The 16,210-nt window shown below is 73.8% G+C and carries 17 protein-coding genes; 12 read left to right on the top strand and 5 right to left on the bottom strand.

All coding sequences use genetic code 11. The features are described 5' to 3' along the window. Nucleotides 1-15 precede the first annotated feature (15 nt). The 4 genes from AC0I8G_RS09140 to gatB are packed head-to-tail and all read left to right on the top strand — an operon-like array spanning nt 16 to nt 5,625. Entirely contained in the window at nt 16-2,259 is a 2,244-nt protein-coding gene (locus tag AC0I8G_RS09140) for a putative bifunctional diguanylate cyclase/phosphodiesterase (RefSeq protein WP_471729630.1), read from the top strand. A gap of 11 nt (nt 2,260-2,270) precedes the next feature. Next, nucleotides 2,271-2,570, top strand: coding sequence for an Asp-tRNA(Asn)/Glu-tRNA(Gln) amidotransferase subunit GatC (gene gatC, locus AC0I8G_RS09135; protein WP_380259811.1), 300 nt, complete (start codon nt 2,271-2,273; stop codon nt 2,568-2,570). Further along, nucleotides 2,567-4,111, top strand: coding sequence for an Asp-tRNA(Asn)/Glu-tRNA(Gln) amidotransferase subunit GatA (gene gatA, locus AC0I8G_RS09130; RefSeq protein ID WP_471729629.1), 1,545 nt, complete (start codon nt 2,567-2,569; stop codon nt 4,109-4,111). The genes gatC and gatA overlap by 4 nt, the downstream gene beginning before the upstream one ends. Beyond that, nucleotides 4,108-5,625 (top strand): Asp-tRNA(Asn)/Glu-tRNA(Gln) amidotransferase subunit GatB, encoded by a 1,518-nt coding sequence (gatB, locus tag AC0I8G_RS09125; RefSeq protein WP_471729628.1) that lies wholly within the window; start codon nt 4,108-4,110, stop codon nt 5,623-5,625. The genes gatA and gatB overlap by 4 nt, the downstream gene beginning before the upstream one ends. A 2-nt stretch (nt 5,626-5,627) precedes the next feature. Here gatB and bla read toward each other — a convergent pair whose 3' ends face one another. Both bla and AC0I8G_RS09115 read right to left on the bottom strand, forming a co-directional pair. Beyond that, nucleotides 5,628-6,542 carry a class A beta-lactamase gene (bla, locus tag AC0I8G_RS09120; protein ID WP_471729627.1) on the bottom strand — a complete coding sequence of 305 codons (915 nt, stop codon included), beginning with the start codon at nt 6,540-6,542 and terminating at the stop codon, nt 5,628-5,630. Further along, nucleotides 6,539-7,141 carry a DedA family protein gene (locus AC0I8G_RS09115; protein ID WP_471729626.1) on the bottom strand — a complete coding sequence of 201 codons (603 nt, stop codon included), beginning with the start codon at nt 7,139-7,141 and terminating at the stop codon, nt 6,539-6,541. Before AC0I8G_RS09115 ends, bla begins: the two co-directional genes overlap by 4 nt. A gap of 171 nt (nt 7,142-7,312) precedes the next feature. Here AC0I8G_RS09115 and AC0I8G_RS09110 point away from each other — a divergent pair, with 171 nt between their 5' ends. Genes AC0I8G_RS09110 through AC0I8G_RS09080 form a run of 7 tightly spaced genes read left to right on the top strand, consistent with a single transcriptional unit; the run spans nt 7,313 to nt 12,171 of the window. Further along, entirely contained in the window at nt 7,313-7,690 is a 378-nt protein-coding gene (locus AC0I8G_RS09110; protein ID WP_471729625.1) for a hypothetical protein, read from the top strand. Nucleotides 7,691-7,701: 11 nt separating this feature from the next. Beyond that, nucleotides 7,702-8,220 carry a methyltransferase family protein gene (locus AC0I8G_RS09105; RefSeq protein WP_471729624.1) on the top strand — a complete coding sequence of 173 codons (519 nt, stop codon included), beginning with the start codon at nt 7,702-7,704 and terminating at the stop codon, nt 8,218-8,220. A 30-nt stretch (nt 8,221-8,250) separates the two neighbouring features. Continuing rightward, on the top strand, nt 8,251-8,829 hold the full coding sequence (locus tag AC0I8G_RS09100; RefSeq protein ID WP_471729623.1) for an RNA polymerase sigma factor: 579 nt from the start codon (nt 8,251-8,253) through the stop codon (nt 8,827-8,829). Further along, nucleotides 8,826-9,428 carry a hypothetical protein gene (locus AC0I8G_RS09095; protein WP_471729622.1) on the top strand — a complete coding sequence of 201 codons (603 nt, stop codon included), beginning with the start codon at nt 8,826-8,828 and terminating at the stop codon, nt 9,426-9,428. The genes AC0I8G_RS09100 and AC0I8G_RS09095 overlap by 4 nt, the downstream gene beginning before the upstream one ends. A 39-nt stretch (nt 9,429-9,467) precedes the next feature. After that, on the top strand, nt 9,468-10,016 hold the full coding sequence (locus tag AC0I8G_RS09090; RefSeq protein ID WP_471729621.1) for a PadR family transcriptional regulator: 549 nt from the start codon (nt 9,468-9,470) through the stop codon (nt 10,014-10,016). Further along, entirely contained in the window at nt 10,001-10,669 is a 669-nt protein-coding gene (locus AC0I8G_RS09085; RefSeq protein WP_471729620.1) for an ABC transporter ATP-binding protein, read from the top strand. The genes AC0I8G_RS09090 and AC0I8G_RS09085 overlap by 16 nt, the downstream gene beginning before the upstream one ends. Next, a complete protein-coding gene (locus AC0I8G_RS09080) occupies nt 10,666-12,171 on the top strand; it encodes an FtsX-like permease family protein (RefSeq protein WP_471729619.1) in 1,506 nt (501 codons plus the stop codon). The genes AC0I8G_RS09085 and AC0I8G_RS09080 overlap by 4 nt, the downstream gene beginning before the upstream one ends. Nucleotides 12,172-12,313: 142 nt before the next feature. On the opposite strand, the gene AC0I8G_RS09075 is transcribed toward AC0I8G_RS09080, so the two are convergent. After that, nucleotides 12,314-13,477, bottom strand: coding sequence for a PQQ-dependent sugar dehydrogenase (locus tag AC0I8G_RS09075; protein WP_471729618.1), 1,164 nt, complete (start codon nt 13,475-13,477; stop codon nt 12,314-12,316). 55 nt (nt 13,478-13,532) lie between these two features. On the opposite strand from AC0I8G_RS09075, the gene AC0I8G_RS09070 reads away from it, so the two are divergent. After that, nucleotides 13,533-14,450 carry a 2-hydroxyacid dehydrogenase gene (locus AC0I8G_RS09070; protein ID WP_471729617.1) on the top strand — a complete coding sequence of 306 codons (918 nt, stop codon included), beginning with the start codon at nt 13,533-13,535 and terminating at the stop codon, nt 14,448-14,450. On the opposite strand, the gene AC0I8G_RS09065 is transcribed toward AC0I8G_RS09070, so the two are convergent. Next, on the bottom strand, nt 14,417-15,142 hold the full coding sequence (locus AC0I8G_RS09065) for a sirohydrochlorin chelatase (protein ID WP_471729616.1): 726 nt from the start codon (nt 15,140-15,142) through the stop codon (nt 14,417-14,419). The genes AC0I8G_RS09070 and AC0I8G_RS09065 overlap by 34 nt on opposite strands. Further along, on the bottom strand, nt 15,139-16,176 hold the full coding sequence (locus AC0I8G_RS09060; RefSeq protein WP_471729762.1) for a uroporphyrinogen-III synthase: 1,038 nt from the start codon (nt 16,174-16,176) through the stop codon (nt 15,139-15,141). The genes AC0I8G_RS09065 and AC0I8G_RS09060 overlap by 4 nt, the downstream gene beginning before the upstream one ends. Nucleotides 16,177-16,210: the final 34 nt, after the last annotated feature.

The raw sequence follows: 16,210 nt of genomic DNA, 5'->3' as shown, positions 1-16,210 counted from the left end.
CCGATAGGTGGGACTGTGAACCGACTTCCCGGTAACGCACTGCTCGCGACGTTCGTCGTCGGCGGGGCGGGCCTGCTGGCCGACCGGGCCTCGCGTCACCTCGACGGTCGGCTGATCAGCGCCTTCCTCCTGCTCGCCATGCTCACCGGGACGCTGTTGCTGCACCGTCGGCGGCGGGACCCGGGGTTCGACCGGGGCATGTCGCCGACCACGTGGCGTGCCTTCAGCGCCGCCGGCGTCGTGCTCCTCCTGACCGCCACCGCCGACCTCGCCGTCGGCGTCCTGGACGGTCGCGGGTTCTGGACCGGCATCCCCCTCGGTCTCGGCACCTTCGTGGCCGGGCCGCTCATCATGCACGGGCTGTTCCACTGGAACTCCCAGGTCCGCCACGTCCTGGCCGGGGGGCAGGCGCTCACCTCGGGCAGCGCCGTGCTCGTCGTCGTCGCTGCGGGGAACCTGCTGCTCCCGCACCTGCCCGCCGACTTCGGCGACTGGGCCTGGTGGCAGGTGCAGGTGTGGCTGCTCACCGTCGGGATCCTGCTCGTCCTGCTCGGGACCACGCTCGTCGTCGCCCGCACCGCCGGGCTGGCCCGCGACGTGCGCATCTGGTCGCTCGGGGGGTCCCTGCTGGCCTACGCCCTCGTCGACGGCTTCGTCGCCGTCGAAGGTGGCGCCGGGTTCACCGCCGTCCAGGCCGCGGGCGCCACCGGGGTCCTCGTCATGGGCGCCGCGGTCCTGCGGGCCCGCACACCGACCCGGGTGATCGTCAACGCCGAGGTCTCCGCGGGCGGCGCGATGCTCGTCCTCGTCACGGCCTTCTGCGTCGTCGCGCTCGCCTGCGTGCACGACCTCACCCCGACGGCGATCCTCTGGGGCTCCCTCGCCGCCCTCGGCAGCGCGATCTGCCTGGCCCGTCACCTCGGCCAGCTCTCCGAACTCGCCCGGGCCCGCGTGGAGGCCCGCACCGACGACCTCACCGGGGTCGGGAACCGACGGGCCCTCGTCGACCAGGTCGAGGAACTCGCGCACGGCGGATCGGGCGCAGCCCTGCTCAAGGTGGACGTCGACGACTTCGGCCTGGTCAACGAACGCCTCGGTCACCACGACGGGGACCAGCTGCTCGTCACCCTCGCCGAGGCCGTCCGCGCCGCCGCTCCGCCGACGGCGCTCGTCGCCCGCAGCGCCGGCGACACCTTCGCGGTCCTGCTCGCGCACGCCGACGAGGCCGTGGCGCTCCGCCTGGCCGCGCGCCTCGAACGGGTCGTGCGCGAGCTGCCCACCCCCGGGCGACTGGGCACCCGCATCAGCGCCAGCATCGGGGTGGCCACCACCGCCGCCGGGGACCCCGGGACGGCCGACCTCGTGCACCGCGCCGGCGCCGCGCTGGTCCTGGCCAAGACCGGCCAGCGCGGGATCGCCTGCTACGACGGCGAACTCGAGGCCCGTGCCCGCGACCGCCTCAGCCTGATCGGCGACCTCCGCACGGCCCTCGAGGACCCGTCCCGCGCCGAGGCGGAGCTCCTCCTGCACTACCAGCCCCAGCTCGAGGTGCGGACCGGCCGGGTGGTGGGCGTCGAGGCCCTCGTCCGCTGGCAGCACCCTGCACGAGGGTTCCTCAGCCCCGACCGCTTCCTCGACCTGGCCGAGGAGAACGACCTCATGGACGACCTCACGGCGCACCTGCTGGAGCGGGCCGCCCGCGAGGTCGCCGACTGGGAGGTCGACGGCGTGCCGCTGCGCGTCTCCGTCAACCTCTCCGCCGGCTCGCTCGCCTCGCCCGACCTGTTGCCCACCGTCGACGCCGTCCTGCGGCGCACCGGGCTCGACCCCACCCGCCTCGTCCTCGAGATCACCGAGACGACCCTCATGGACGACCCCGACCTCGCCGTGCAGGTCACCGAGAGCCTCGTCGCCCGCGGCATCTCGCTCAGCATCGACGACTACGGCACCGGCTACTCCTCGCTGGCCTACCTCACCGACCTGCCGGCCAGCGAGCTCAAGCTCGACCGGGCCTTCACCCTGCGCATCACCACCGAACCCCGCACCGCCGCCATCGTCGAGGGGACCGTCGCCCTGGCCCACCGCCTGGGCCTGCGGGTCATCGCCGAAGGCGTCGAGGACCTCGAGGCCCTCGGCGTGCTGCGCGACCTCGGCGCCGACGAGACCCAGGGCTACCTGCACAGCCGTCCCCTGGCCCCCGCCGCGTTCCGCACCTGGCTCGCCGACCGCTCACGGGAGTCCGACGCGCTCCCCGCATAGACTCACCGATCGTGTCCGCTATCTCCCGTTCCGAGGTCGAGCACCTCGCGCGCCTGGCGCGCATCGACATGACCGACGAGGAGCTGGACCGCATGGCGGGCCAGCTCGACGCCGTCCTCGATGCCGTCGCCCAGGTGTCGTCCGTGGTGACCGACGACGTCCCCGCCACCTCGCACCCCGTGCCCCTGGTCAACGTGACCCGACCCGACGTGGTCCGTCCCGGCATCACCGCGGAGGAGGCGCTCGCGGGCGCCCCCGCCAGCGAGGACGGCCGGTTCCGCGTCCCGCAGATCCTGGGGGAGGAAGCGTGAGCGTCAACGAGCTCGTGCAGTGGGACGCCGTCCGGCTCGCCGAGGGGCTGCGCAGCAAGGTCGTCTCCGCCGAGGAGGTCACCCGGGCCCACCTCGACCGCATCGACGCCGTCGACGGACCCACGTCCGGGGTCAACGACAGCGGGGTCCACGCGTTCCTGCACGTCGACCACGAGGGCGCGCTGGCCCGCGCCCGCCAGATCGACGCCGACCGCGCCGCCGGCGCCGACCTCGGCCCGCTGGCCGGGGTCCCCGTCGGGGTCAAGGACGTCCTGACCACCAAGGGTCTGCCGACCACCGCCGGGTCCCGCATGCTCGAGGGGTGGGTCCCGCCCTACGACGCCACCGTCGTCCGCGAACTGCACGCCGCCGGCCTCGTCGTCCTCGGCAAGACCAACATGGACGAGTTCGCGATGGGCTCGACGACCGAGCACTCCGCCTACGGCGACACCCGCAACCCCTGGGACCCGACCCGCATCCCCGGTGGGTCCGGCGGCGGCTCCGCGGCGGCGCTCGCGGCCTTCGAGGCCCCGCTGACCGTCGGTTCGGACACGGGGGGCTCGATCCGCCAGCCCGCGGCCCTCACCGGCACCGTCGGCGTCAAGCCGACCTACGGCGCGGTCTCGCGCTACGGCCTCATCGCGCTGGCCAGTTCGCTGGACCAGGCCGGCCCGTGCGCGCGCACGGTCATGGACACCGCGCTGCTGCACGCCGTCATCGCCGGCCACGACCCCTACGACTCCACGTCGATCCCGTCCGCGGTGCCGGACGTCGTCGGCGCGGCCCGGCTCGGCGCCACCGGCGACCTCACCGGCGTGCGGATCGGGGTCGTGAAGGAACTCTCCGGTGAGGGCTACGAGGCCGGGGTCCAGGCCCGCTTCGACGAGTCCCTCGACGAACTGCGCGCCGCGGGTGCGGAGGTCGTCGAGCTCAGCCTGCCGAACATCGTGCACGCCCTCGCCGCGTACTACCTGATCCTGCCGAGCGAGGCGTCGAGCAACCTCGCCAAGTTCGACGGGATGCGCTACGGCCTGCGGGTCGTCCCCGAGGGCGAGCACGTCACGGCCGAGGCCGTCATGCGCGCCACCCGCGCCGCCGGGTTCGGCGAGGAGGCCAAGCGCCGCATCATCCTCGGCACCTACGCCCTCTCCGCCGGCTACTACGACGCCTACTACGGCAGCGCGCAGAAGGTCCGCACCCTGGTGCAGCGCGACTTCGACACCGCCTTCGGTTCCGTCGACGTGCTCGTCTCGCCGACCGCGCCCACGGTGGCGTACCGGCTGGGCGAGAAGCTCGACGACCCGCTGGCCATGTACGCCGGCGACGTCGCGACGATCCCGGCGAACCTCGCCGGGATCCCGGGGATGTCGCTCCCGGCCGGCCTGTCCGACGGGTTGCCGGTCGGGTTGCAGATCCTGGCCCCCCAGCAGGCCGACGACCGGTTGTACCGGGTGGGGGCCGCGCTGGAGGCGCGGTTGAACGACAAGTGGGGCGGGCCGTTGCTCGCGAAGGTTCCGACGTGGCAGGGGGTCTCGGCGTGAGCGTCGAACTGGTCGACTACGACGAGGCGATCGGGGAGTTCGACCCCGTCCTCGGGCTCGAGGTTCACGTCGAGCTGAACACCGCGACGAAGATGTTCTCCGGGGCGCCCACCGCGTTCGGCGCCGAGCCCAACACCCAGGTCGACCCGACGTCCCTCGGGCTGCCCGGGGCGATGCCGGTGCTGAACGCCAAGGCGCTGGAGTCGGCGATCCGGATCGGCCTCGCGCTGAACTGCTCCATCGCGGAGCGCTGCCGGTTCGCCCGGAAGAACTACTTCTACCCGGACATGCCGAAGAACTTCCAGACGTCGCAGTTCGACGAGCCGATCGCCTTCGACGGGTACCTCGACGTCGACGTCCCGGCGAGCGAGGACGGGACGAAACCCGCCTTCACCTACCGGGTGCTCATCGAGCGCGCCCACATGGAGGAGGACACCGGGAAGTCCCTGCACGTCGGGGGTTCCACCGGCCGCATCCACGGTGCCGACTACTCCCTGGTCGACTACAACCGCGCCGGGATCCCGCTCATCGAGATCGTGACGCGCCCCCTCGAGGGCGCCGGTGACCGGGTTCCCGACGTGGCCCGGGCCTACGTCGCGGTGCTGCGCGACCTGCTGCGGGCCCTCGGCGTGTCCGACGCGAAGATGGAACAGGGGTCGGTCCGCGCGGACGTCAACCTGTCCCTGCGTCCGACCCCGACCTCCCCGCTGGGGACGCGGTCGGAGACGAAGAACGTCAACTCGCTGCGGTCCATCGAACGGGCCGTGCGCTACGAGGTCTCACGCCACGCCGCCGTGCTGCGCTCCGGCGCGAAGGTCGTGCAGGAGACCCGGCACTGGCACGAGGACACCGGGGTGACCACCTCGGGCCGGGAGAAGTCCGACGCCGAGGACTACCGGTACTTCCCGGAACCCGACCTCGTCCCCATCGTCCCGGACCGGGCGTGGGTGGAGGAACTGCGGGCGTCCCTGCCGGAGCCGCCGGCGGAGCGTCGCAAGCGGCTGCACGCCGAGTGGGGTTTCTCCGACCTGGAGTTCCGCGACCTCGTCAACGCGGGCGCCGTCGACATCGTCGAGGCGACCGTCGCCGCGGGCGCCTCGCCCGCCGCGGCCCGCAAGTGGTGGTCCGGGGAACTGGCCCGTCGCGCCAACGTCGACGGGGTCGCCCTCGCCGACCTGACCGTCACCCCCGCCGACGTCGCCGAACTGGCGAAGCTGCTCGAGGACGGGAAGCTCACCGACGGGCTGGCCCGTCAGGCCCTCGAGGGTGTCCTCGCCGGTGAGGGGTCGGTGGCCGAGGTCGTCGAGCGGCGCGGGCTGATCGTGGTGCAGGACGACGGGGCGCTGAACGCGGCCGTGGACAAGGTCGTCGCCGCGAACCCCGACGTCGTCGAGAAGATCCGCGGCGGCAAGGCGCAGGCCGCCGGGGCCCTCATCGGCCAGGTCATGAAGGAGATGAAGGGCAAGGCGGACGCTGCCCGGATCCGCGAACTCGTGCTGGAACGCGTCGGCTGAGTTCAGTTCCACCCCGTGACGACGAGTCCGGCGGCGCGCGCGATGAGCGCGTCGTCGGACTCGGCGTCGGGTTCGGGGCGGTCGGAGAACACCACGAGGACCCACGGGGCCCTGCCGTCGGCGGGCCAGAGCACCGCGACGTCGTTCTGGTTGCCGTACACGCCCGCGTGGCCGGTCTTGTCGCCGACGACCCATCCCGCGGGAACCCCGGCACGTATCTGGTCGTCGCCGGTCGTGGTGCGCTGCAACCACTCCGCGAGCTGTGCGCGGTCGTCCGGGGCAAGGGCGTCGCCCAGCGCGTAGGCCTGCAGGTCCCGCCCGAACGCCCGCGGTGAGGTGGTGTCCCGGTCGTCGCCGGGGCGCACGTCGTTGACCCCCGGCTCCTCGCGGTCGGCCTGCGTGACGTCGTCGCCCAGGGCCCGCAGGTCCCGCTCGAGACCCGCCGGCCCGCCGAGTTCGTCGAGCAGCAGGTTCCCCGCCGTGTTGTCGCTGACCGTGATGGCCGCCTCCGCGAGGTCACCCAGGGTCATCCCGGTTCCGACGTGGTCTCCGGTGACGGGCGAGTACGCGACGAGGTCCGCCGCGGAGTAGGTCACCACCCGGTCGAGGTCGGAGCCGGAGTCGAGCACCGCGGCGGCCGCGAGGGCCTTGTAGGTGGAGGCGACGGCGAACCGTTCGTCGGCGCGGTGTTCCAGCGTCCGGCCGGTGCCCGTGTCGAGGGCGAAGACCCCGAGCCTGGCCCCGAACTCCTGCTCCAGGGCCGCGAACCCCGGGTCAGTCGGTGACGGGGAACTCGTGACGGCGGGCTTCGTGCTGGGCTGCGTGGTCGGAGCGGGCTCCGAGGGTGGCGTCGTGCAGCCCGCGAGCAGGACGGTGGCCGCGGCGGCGAGCGCGAGGCGGCGGTTCCCCCGGGTCATGCCTGGCGGAGACGGACGACGCGTTGCAGCACCGCATCGACGAGGAAGCCCAGGACGAGGGCGATGACGATGCCCAGCAACGCCCCGACCAGGGGGGTGGACTCGATCCACTGCCCGGCCAGCGAACCGATCGCGATCGAGTACGCGGCCCACGTGCAGGCGGCGAGGGCGCTGAGCCCCAGGAACCGGCGGCGGGGGAACTGCACCGCGCCCGCCGTCAGGTTCACGGCGATCCGCCCGACCGGCACGTAGCGGGCGGCGAGGATCGCGAACGCCCCCCGCTTCTGCAGTTCCCGGGCGGCGCGGGTGAAGGCGTGCTCGAGGCGGCGGTGGCCGGCGATCCAGCCGCGCAGGGGGGAGTGCCGCCCGATCGTGTACGTGAGGTTGTCGCCGAGGAACGCCCCGACCATGGCGCAGACGAAGAGCGCCACGCGGCTCGGGTGACCGGTGTCGGCGGCGATGGCGGCCAGGCCGATGACGACGGATTCACTGGGTAGCGGGGGCAGGAACGCGTCGAGCGCCGACAGCGCCAGGACGACCACGAGCACCCACGGGGCCCCCGCGTGGGCGGTGACGAAGGCGTTGAGCTGGTCGAACACCCCGCCAGCCTGGCACGGCCGCGGAGGGTGGGACCGGGGCGGTCCGCACCTCGACCCGCGGTGGCGACGGGAGGCCGGAGGATCGGGAGCGGTGGCCGACGTCCTGGACCGAGCGGGTGGAGGCGTTCCCCGGGACGGTCGCGACGTCGCGCGGGAGGTGATGATGGTCGGGTGATCCCGCCCCGACCGGCAGCCGCCTGGTTCGCGCTGCAGGGCCTCGCGGTGCCCGCGTGGTGGGTGGCGCTGGCGGTGTGGCCGGAGTTCCGGGCGCTCTTCGAACTCGGGGAGCGTCAGGTCCTGCAGTCGTTCCTCGTCCCCGACGTGGCGTTCGGACTCGCCTCCCTCCTCGCCGCGCGGCTGATCGTGACCGGCCACCCCTCGGCCGTCGCGGTGGCGGGGATCACCACGGGAGCGGTGGGGTACAGCACCGTCCTGACGTTCGGCCACGTGCTCGCCGCGGGCGAGGGGGCGCTCGGTGCCGTCGCGATGACCCTGGCCACCCTCGCCAGCGCGGTCGCGTTGCGCTCCGTCCCGCGGGGGGTCCGGTGAGGCTCTACCGGGTGTCGCGACCGGCCTCGCCCCGTCGTCACCTCGCCAAGACGTTCGGCTGGATGCTGGTCGTCTGGTTCCTCGCCCTCGTGGCGCTGCCGGTCGTCCTGCGGTTCGTGGAACTCCTCCTGGGGATCGAGCGTCACCTGCTGCCCGGTGGCCGCGTGCTCGGTGTCGTCGTGCTGGTGGCCGCCAGCGCCGCCGGGATCCGGTGCGCGGTCGCGATGGCGCGGGGGGAGGGGACCCCGGTCCCCTTCGACGCCGCCGCGCGGCTCGTCGTCGAGGGGCCCTACCGGTGGGTGCGGAACCCGATGGCGATCTGCGGGGTGGGTCAGACCGTCGGTGTCGCGCTCCTGCTGGGCCGGCCGCTGTACTACCTCGTGCCGCCCGCCGGGGCGCTGCTGTGGCAGCTCGCGATCCGCCCCTCCGAGGAGAGGTTCCTCGCACAGCGCTTCGGCGCGGAGTACGCCGGGTACCGACGGACGGTCCCGTTGTGGATCCCGAGGAGACCTCGCCGCGTCCTACGGTAAGAGCGCGCCGGGCGCCGGACACGAGGGAGTGTGGGGACCACCGTGCACGCCGACGCCGAGGACCGCTTCGCGGTGCTGCTGGACGACGTGCTGGAGCCCGTGCGCCGCTACCTCGCCCGGCGCACCGACGCCTCGAGCGCCGAGGACGTGCTGAGCGAGACGTTGCTGGTCTGCTGGCGGCGCCTGGACGAGGTTCCCGTCGACGCCCCGGTGGCGTGGGCCCTCGGGGTGACGCGGAACTGCCTGGCCAACGCCCGACGCTCGGAGCGTCGCCGCCTCGGGCTGCTCCAGCGGATCCTGCACCTCGACCCGCCCGGCGCCGCACCGGGCCGTGACGCGCCCGGCGCCGATGCGAGCGCGGAAGGCGCCGTCGACATCGTCACCGTCGCCCTCGGGGAACTGACGGACCGCGACGCCGAACTCCTGCGGTTGTGGGCGTGGGACGAGCTCGCCCCCCGCGAGATCGCCGTGGTCCTCGGGGTGAGCGTCAACGCCGCGACGGTCCGGCTGCACCGGGCGAAGGCGCGGTTGCGGGCCCGGCTGAGCGAGGGTGCAAGAACTCCGGGCGTGCCGGACAGGAACGGGGTGGAGGGGGGTGAGGAACCGTGACCGACGACGAACTGCGCGCTCTGCTCCAGGAGGTCGACCCGGCCCGGGACCTGACGCCCCTGTCGACCCACCACGTCCGAGCGAAGGCGGAGAACACGATGACCACCGAGACGCCGCGACGACGCGCGGCCCGGCCCCGCGGACGCACCCGCATCCTCCTCGGCGCGGGGGTGGGGGTGGTGGCGGCCACCGTCGTGGTCCTCGGGGTCGTGGTCCTCGGGGTCGTGGTCCTCGGGGTCGTGGGCCGGGACGACCCCTCCGTGACCCGGCTGACCGCCGCCGTCACCGACCCCACCGCCTCCTGCGCGGTCCTGAGCCCCGACCTGCTCATCGACCGGGACACCGCGTTCGCGGCCCGGGCCGTGGCGGTCTCGGGGGGTGAGGTCACCCTCCAGGTCACCCACCGGTACCGGGGTTCCGTCTCCGAGGAGGTGCGGGTCGAGCAGGTGGGGGACCAGTCGTCCGAGGACGGTCCGGCTCCGTTCGCGGCGGGAACCGACTACCTGCTCAGCGCCGACGGCGGCCGGCTGACCGGTTGCGGTCTGAGCGGTCCGGCCTCCCCGGAACTGCAGGCCCTCTACGACACGGCTTTCGGGTGATCGCTTCCGTCGACTAGTCACGTGGTGCATAGTGGCCCCGTGACGGTCGGCCACGCGCTCCTCGGGTTGCTCGTACCCGGGGAACGCCACGGGTACGACCTGAAACGTCGGTACGACCAGCAGTTCCCGGCCGCCCGGCCCCTGGCCAGCGCTCAGGTGTACGCCACGTTGGGCCGGCTCTCCCGCGACGGTCTCGTCGTCCAGGGGGAACCGGAACGGGACGGTGGACCGGACCGGACGGCCTACGGGTTGACCCCCGAGGGTCGGGAGGAACTCCGCCGGTGGCTCGACGAGGTCGAACCACCGGCTCCGTTCGTCGCCAACCCGTTGGCGGTGAAGCTCACGGTCGCGGTGCTCACGGCGGGGGAGCCTGCGGCGCAGGACTACCTGCGCCGCCAGCGAGCAGCGCACCTGCAGCGGATGCGGGACTACACCCGGGCCAAGACCGAACCCGGTGTGGCGATCGCGGAACTGCTGGCCGTCGACTACGCCCTGGAACACCTCAACGCCGACCTGCTCTGGATCGAGAACGCCATGGCCCGCACGGCCGTCCTGACCGAGGAGGTCACGTCGTGGAACCACACCTGAGTGCTCAGGGTCTGGTGAAGTCCTACCGCAACACCCCGGCCCTGCGGGGCGTCGACTTCGCCGCCCGCCGGGGCGAGGTCGTCGCCATCACCGGACCCTCGGGTTCGGGGAAGTCGACGTTGCTGCACTGCCTCGCGGGCATCGAGGTCCCCGACGCCGGATCCGTCGCCCTCGGGGGGCGACGGATCGACGACGCGGGGGAGGGGAAGCGTTCCCGGTTGCGGCGCAGCAGGTTCGGGGTCCTGTTCCAGTTCGGTCACCTGGTCGCGGAGCTCACCGCGGCCGAGAACGTGGCGATGCCGTTGCTGCTGTCGGGCATCCGGCGACGGTCGGCGATCGCCACGGCGACGGACTGGCTGGCCCGCTTCGACGTGGCGGAACTCGCGGGACGCCGACCCGGGGAACTCTCCGGCGGGCAGGCGCAGCGGGTCGCCGCGGCGCGTTCGCTGGTGACCCGCCCCGACGTCCTGTTCGCCGACGAACCGACGGGTGCCCTCGACAGCCTCGCGGGGGAACAGGTGATGATCCAGGTGACCCGGGCGGTGCGCGAGGTGGGGACGACGGTGCTGCTGGTCACCCACGACGCCCGCATCGCGGCCTACGCCGACCGCGAGGTCGTCGTGCGCGACGGGTTGATCGAGGCCGGCCGGTGACCGCGACGACGACGACCGTCCCGCTGCTCCACGCCGACGGCAGCGCGCGGTTCACCACCCTGCTCCGGCTGGCGGTCTCCGGCGGTCGCGCCGACCGGACCCGGATCGCCCTCACCGCAACGGGTTCCGCCGTGGCCACCGTGGCCCTGAGCGCGGCGGCGAGCGTCGCGGTCAGCGGGCCGGGCGACGGGCCCTACACCTCCGAGGTCCTGAACCAACCGGGGCTGCACGTCGGGGTCGTCACCGCGCTGGTGCTGTTGTGCCTGCCCGTCCTGGGTTTCGTGGGGCAGTGTTCCCGGATCGGTGCGCCGGGGCGGGACCGCCGGCTGGCCGCGCTGCGGTTGCAGGGGGCGACGCCGGGGGACGTCGTCCGCGTCGCGGTGGTGGAGACGGGGTTGTCGGCCGTGCTCGGGACCGTCGCCGGGCTCGGTCTGTTCTTCGTGCTCCGCGTCCTGCTCGACGCTCCGATCACCGCCACGTACGACGTGACCACCGTCGACGGCGACAGCACCACCGTCGAGACGGTGACCGGGGCGGCGCTGCCCTTCCCCACCGACGTCCTCCCGCCGTGGCCGGTCCTCCTGGTGTTCGTCCTCGCGATCCCCCTGGCGGCAGCGGTCTTCGCGACGTTCGCGATGCGCCGGGTCGTGGTCACCCCGTTCGGGGTCGACCGGTCCCAGCCGCCGGAACCCCGTCGGATCGTCCCGGCGATCCTCTTCGTGGCGGGCACGGTGGTGATGGTGACGTTCGACAGCCTGCTGCGCTTCGTCCCGCACCGGGTGCTCGCGTCGGAGTTCGCCGTCGCCCTGTTCCTCGTGCCGATCGGGTTGACCCTGGCAGGGCTCCTGATGGGGACGACGACCCTGGCCTCGCTCGTCGGGGAGTTCATCGCGCGGCGCACCGCACGGCCGGCTCTCCTGCTGGCCGCCCGCCGGATGGTGTCCGCTCCGAGCCACACCAGCCGGGCCAACTCGACGCTCCTGCTCGTCGTGCTGCTGGCCGCCTTCACCCAGGGGATCCGGGCGAGGTTCCTGGCCGAGACCGCGAACTACGGCACGACGTTCTACGCGGACACCTTCGACCTGGTGAACCTCGCCCTCGTCCTCGGGGCGGTCATCGCCGCGGCGGGTCTGCTCGTGGGCACCGTCGACGGCGTCCTCGGTCGCCGCCACGTCCTCGCCGGGCTGCACGCCGTCGGCGTACCGCGGGGCACGATCGCGCGTTCGGTCCTCGGCGAGAACCTGCTGGCCCTGGTCCCGGCGGTCGTCCTGGCCACGGCCGCGGGGATCGTGGCGGCGCGCGGGCTGTTCGGCACCTCCGTCACGTGGTCGGACCTGCAGGCCGACGGGACCTACCGCGAGGTCGTCGCCGCGGTCGGTGTCCCCTGGGGGTCCCTCGGTGGCCTCGTCGTCGTGGTCCTGGCGGCCGCGGCACTCGCCACGGTGGCTTCGTTCCCCGTCCTGCGGGTCAGCCTGCACCCGTCGGAACTGCGGGCGGACTGAGGATTCCGAGGACGACCCGACGCAACCAGGTGTGGGCCGGATCGGCCCGGTAGCGCTGGTGCCAGGAGACCACGCCGGCGATCCCACGCTCAGCACACCGGGCCGCCGCGAACGGGTTCCCGTTGCCCGGCCGGGTTCCGGGTCAGACCAGCGGGACCGTGACGAGCCGGTCGTCGCCCGCGCGGGGTTCACCGCGGAACGTGTTGGACGTGAGGATCCACAGCGACCCGTCCGGACCGACCTCGACGGTGCGCAGCCGCCCCAGGGTTCCCTCGAGGTAGGCGTCGGGGGTCCCGGTCGGGCCGTCGGGGTTCAACGGCACGCGCCACAACCGCTGACCCTTCAACGCCGCGACGTAGACCGCGTCGGGGGTCACCGCGACACCGCTGGGGGAGGCGTCGTCGGTCGCCCAGGTCTGGACCGGGGCGACGAACCGCCCGCCCCCGTCACCCGGACCCTCGACCTCGGGCCAGCCGTAGTTCCCGCCGCCGCGGACGACGTTGAGCTCGTCCCAGGTGTCCTGACCGAACTCGGAGGCGATGAGCCGCCCGGTGGAGTCCCACCCGAAACCCTGGGGGTTGCGGTGTCCGTAGGACCAGGTGCGCGAACCCGGGAAGGGGTTGTCCGCGGGGATGGAGCCGTCGGGCAGGATCCGCAGGATCTTCCCGCCGAGGGCGTTCACGTCCTGGGCGGCGGGGCGGTTCTGGGCGTCTCCCGCTCCGACGTAGAGCATCCCGTCCGGTCCGAAGGCGATGCGGCCCCCGTTGTGAATGGAGTTCTTCGGGATCCCGGTGAGGACCGGTGTGGCCTGCGTCAGCCGGTTCTGCGCGAGGGTGTACCGCACGACGCGGTTGTCCGCGCGGGCGGTCTGGTAGAGGTAGACGAACCCGTCGCTCGCGAACTGCGGGGACAGGGCGATCCCGAGCAGCCCGCCCTCGCCGTCGGGCACCACGTCGGGGACCTTGCCGTCCGGTTGCTCCGTGCCGAGGGAGGTGAGCACCCCCGGGCCGATCTGGACGACGCGGGCCTCGTCCCGCAACGTGACCAGGGCCGTGCCGTCGGGCAGGACCGCGAGACCCCACGGGACGTCCAACCCCGTCGCGATGTCGCTCGGCTGACCGGGCAGCCCCGTCGCCGCCGCCAGCGCGTCGGCCGGCGCGGTGCTCGACGTCGGCGCGGGGGCGGGCGGGTCGGAGGTGGTGGGCGTGCTGGGAGGAGCCGGTGTCCCACTGCCGTCGGAGCAGCCGGCCAGCAGGCCCAGCGCCAGGGCGCTCCCGGCGGCGAGGGCTTCGCGTCTGCTGTGCACCGGCCCATCGTCACCCGCGTCCGGCCCGCCCGCACGGCTGGGTAGCGTGCGCGGGGTGAGCACCGCACCCGTCGTCGTGAGCCTGCCCACCGAGTCCTGGGTCAGGGCCCTCGGTCCCGTCGACGGGGTGGAGGTCGTCGTCTGGGACGGTTCGTCCCCCGCACCGGAGCCCGCACCGCGCCTCGTCGTCCCCGACTACGTCGCGACGCCCGACCTCTCGACGCTGCCGGTGGGCACCGAGGTCGTCCAGCTGCTGACCATCGGCTTCGACGGGGTCGCGGAGCAGCTCCCTCCGGGGGTGCGGTTGTGCAACGCGACCGGGGTCCACGAGACCTCGACCGCGGAACTCGCCGTGGGGTTGGCGATCCTCGCGCTGCGGGGACTGGGGGAGGACGTGCGCTCGATGGCGAGGGGCGAGTGGAAACCCTCCCGCCGCACCTCGCTGGCCGACCGCAGGGTCCTCGTGCTCGGCTGGGGCGGGGTCGGTCGCGCCGTCGCCGCCCGCCTGGCCCCCTTCGAGTGCGCGGTGACCGCCGTCGGTACCCGCTCCCGGGTCCAGGACGGGGTGGAGGTCCACGCGGACTCCGAACTCCCGCAGCTGCTGCCCGAGCACGACGTCGTCGTCCTGGCCTGCCCGCTGACCGCGCGGACCAGGGGCCTCGTCGGCCCGGAGTTCCTCGCCGCCATGCCCGACGGAGCGCTGCTGGTGAACGTGGCCCGCGGCCCGGTCGTGGACACCGCGGCCCTCGTCAGGGAACTGCGCACGGGCCGGCTGCTGGCGGCCCTCGACGTCACCGACCCGGAACCGCTGCCGGGCGACCACGAACTCTGGTCGCTCCCGGGGGTCGTCGTCACCCCGCACGTCGGCGGGAACTCGACGGCGTTCCGGCCCCGCATGGTCGCCCTGCTGCGCCGGCAGCTGGAACTCCTGCTCGCGGGTCAGGAACCCGTCAACGTCGTCGCCTCGTCGTAGCGGGCCAGCACCAGCTCCACCAGGGCGGGGTGCACCCCCAGGGGTTCGGCGACGACCTCGGCCCCGGCCCCGGCCAGGCGCACGGAGAACACCCCGGGAGCCAGCAGGTACCCGGCGACCGCCACCGATCGAGCCCCCGCGGCCCTCGCCGCGGCGACGGCCGCGGCGACCGTCGGTTCCTGCGCCGAGAGGAACCCCGCCGTCACCCGACGTCCCGTCCGCACCGACAACGAGGCGACCGCGGCCTCGACGTCGGCGACCGCCCGGGCGTCGGAGGATCCGGCCGCGGCCAGGACGATCGCCCCCTCGAACTCCTCCACCGCAGTTCCCAGGGCTTCCTCCAACCGGTCGACCAGCGCCTCGGTGATGACCTCGTCCGGACCGAGGGCCGGAGCGGCGACGGCTTGGCCGTCTGTGTCCCGCAACGCTTCCGCGATGTCCACCCGGACGTGGTAGCCGCTGGAGAGCAGCAGCGGGACGACGGTGCAGCGTTCCCCGTCCGCGACCAGTTCCGCCACGACGGCACCCAGTTCGGGTTCCTGGACGTCCACGTGCGCGGCGACGACCCGCAGTCCCGGCCGGGCCACCCGGACCGCCTCTCGCAACCCCTCGACGACCGCCCTCCCCTCGAGGGAACGGGTGCCGTGCGAGCACGCGACGAGGACGGGTCCGGGGTTCGTTCCGGGAGTCATGCCACCTCCAAGCGGTAGCCGCGCTTGACCACGGTCCGCACCAGGGCCGCGTCCGGCAGGGCCGTGCGCAACCGGGCGACCGTCACCTCCACGGCGTGTTCGTCGCCCGCCCCGGGCAGGGCGGCGAGCAGGTCCTCGCGCGTCAGCACCGCACCGCGGGCGGCGGCGAGGCGGCGCAGCACGGCCAGCGGACCCGGTGCCAGGTCGAGCACCTCGTCCTCCAGCACCGCGGTCTGGGCCCGCAACCTCAGCGTCCCGCCGACCGTGGCCACGCAGTCCAGCGGGTTCTGCGCGAGGTGGGCCGTGAGGGTCCGCAACAGCGCACCCAGCCGCCACCGGTCCGGGATCAGCGGTTCGATGCCCGCACCCCGCAACGGTTCGGCCGTCACGTCGCCGACGGCGCAGGCGACGACCCCCTCGCCGCACGCCGACACCAGGTCGGCGAGACGGCCCTGACGCCGCGCGGCGTCGAGCAGGGCCACCGCCCCCGGCGCGCTGGTGAACGTCACCGCGTCGAGGCGGCGGGCGGCGATCAGGTCGACGAGGCGTTCCACCGCGACCGGGTCGGCCGGGGGCAACCACCGGTACACCGACACCCCGCGGACCCGGGCACCGGCGTCGAGCAACGGCTGCAACTGGTCCTGGTCCGCCGCCCCGTGCAGCTGCACGACGATGGAGCGGCCCTCGACCCCGCCTGCCACGAGGCGTTCGACGGCCTCCGCGGTCTGCTCGGAGGCGGCCGACCACTCCTCGCGCAGGCCGTTGGCGCGGATGACCCCCGTGGCCTTCGGGCCGCGCGCGAAGATGCGGGCCCGGCCGAAGACCTCCAGCAGCGGGGCGGCCAGCCCGGCCGCGTCGGCGGCCTCCACCCAGCCGCGCAACCCGATGCCCGTGGTGACCAGGAGGTCGTCGGGCGGGTCGGCGATGACGTCGCGGGTCTCGGCGAGCAGTTGCTCGTCCTCGGTCAGCGGGACGATGCGCATGGTCGGGGCGTGCACCACCCGGGCGCCCTTGCGCTCGAAGGTGGCGATCATGTCCGAGGACCGCCGGTCGCTGGTGATGCCGACG

Source organism: Kineococcus sp. AC630, assembly GCF_979255925.1.
Note: the sequence above shows the minus strand (reverse complement) of the source record. Positions and strands in the feature narration are given on the sequence as shown.

What these genes read in the sequence shown, in the direction of transcription:
- bla (WP_471729627.1), bottom strand. Translation starts at nt 6,542, where the DNA reads ATGACCCGGGGGAACCGCCGCCTCGCGCTCGCCGCCGCGGCCACCGTC.
- AC0I8G_RS09060 (WP_471729762.1), bottom strand. Translation starts at nt 16,176, where the DNA reads ATGATCGCCACCTTCGAGCGCAAGGGCGCCCGGGTGGTGCACGCCCCG.
- AC0I8G_RS09065 (WP_471729616.1), bottom strand. Translation starts at nt 15,142, where the DNA reads ATGACTCCCGGAACGAACCCCGGACCCGTCCTCGTCGCGTGCTCGCAC.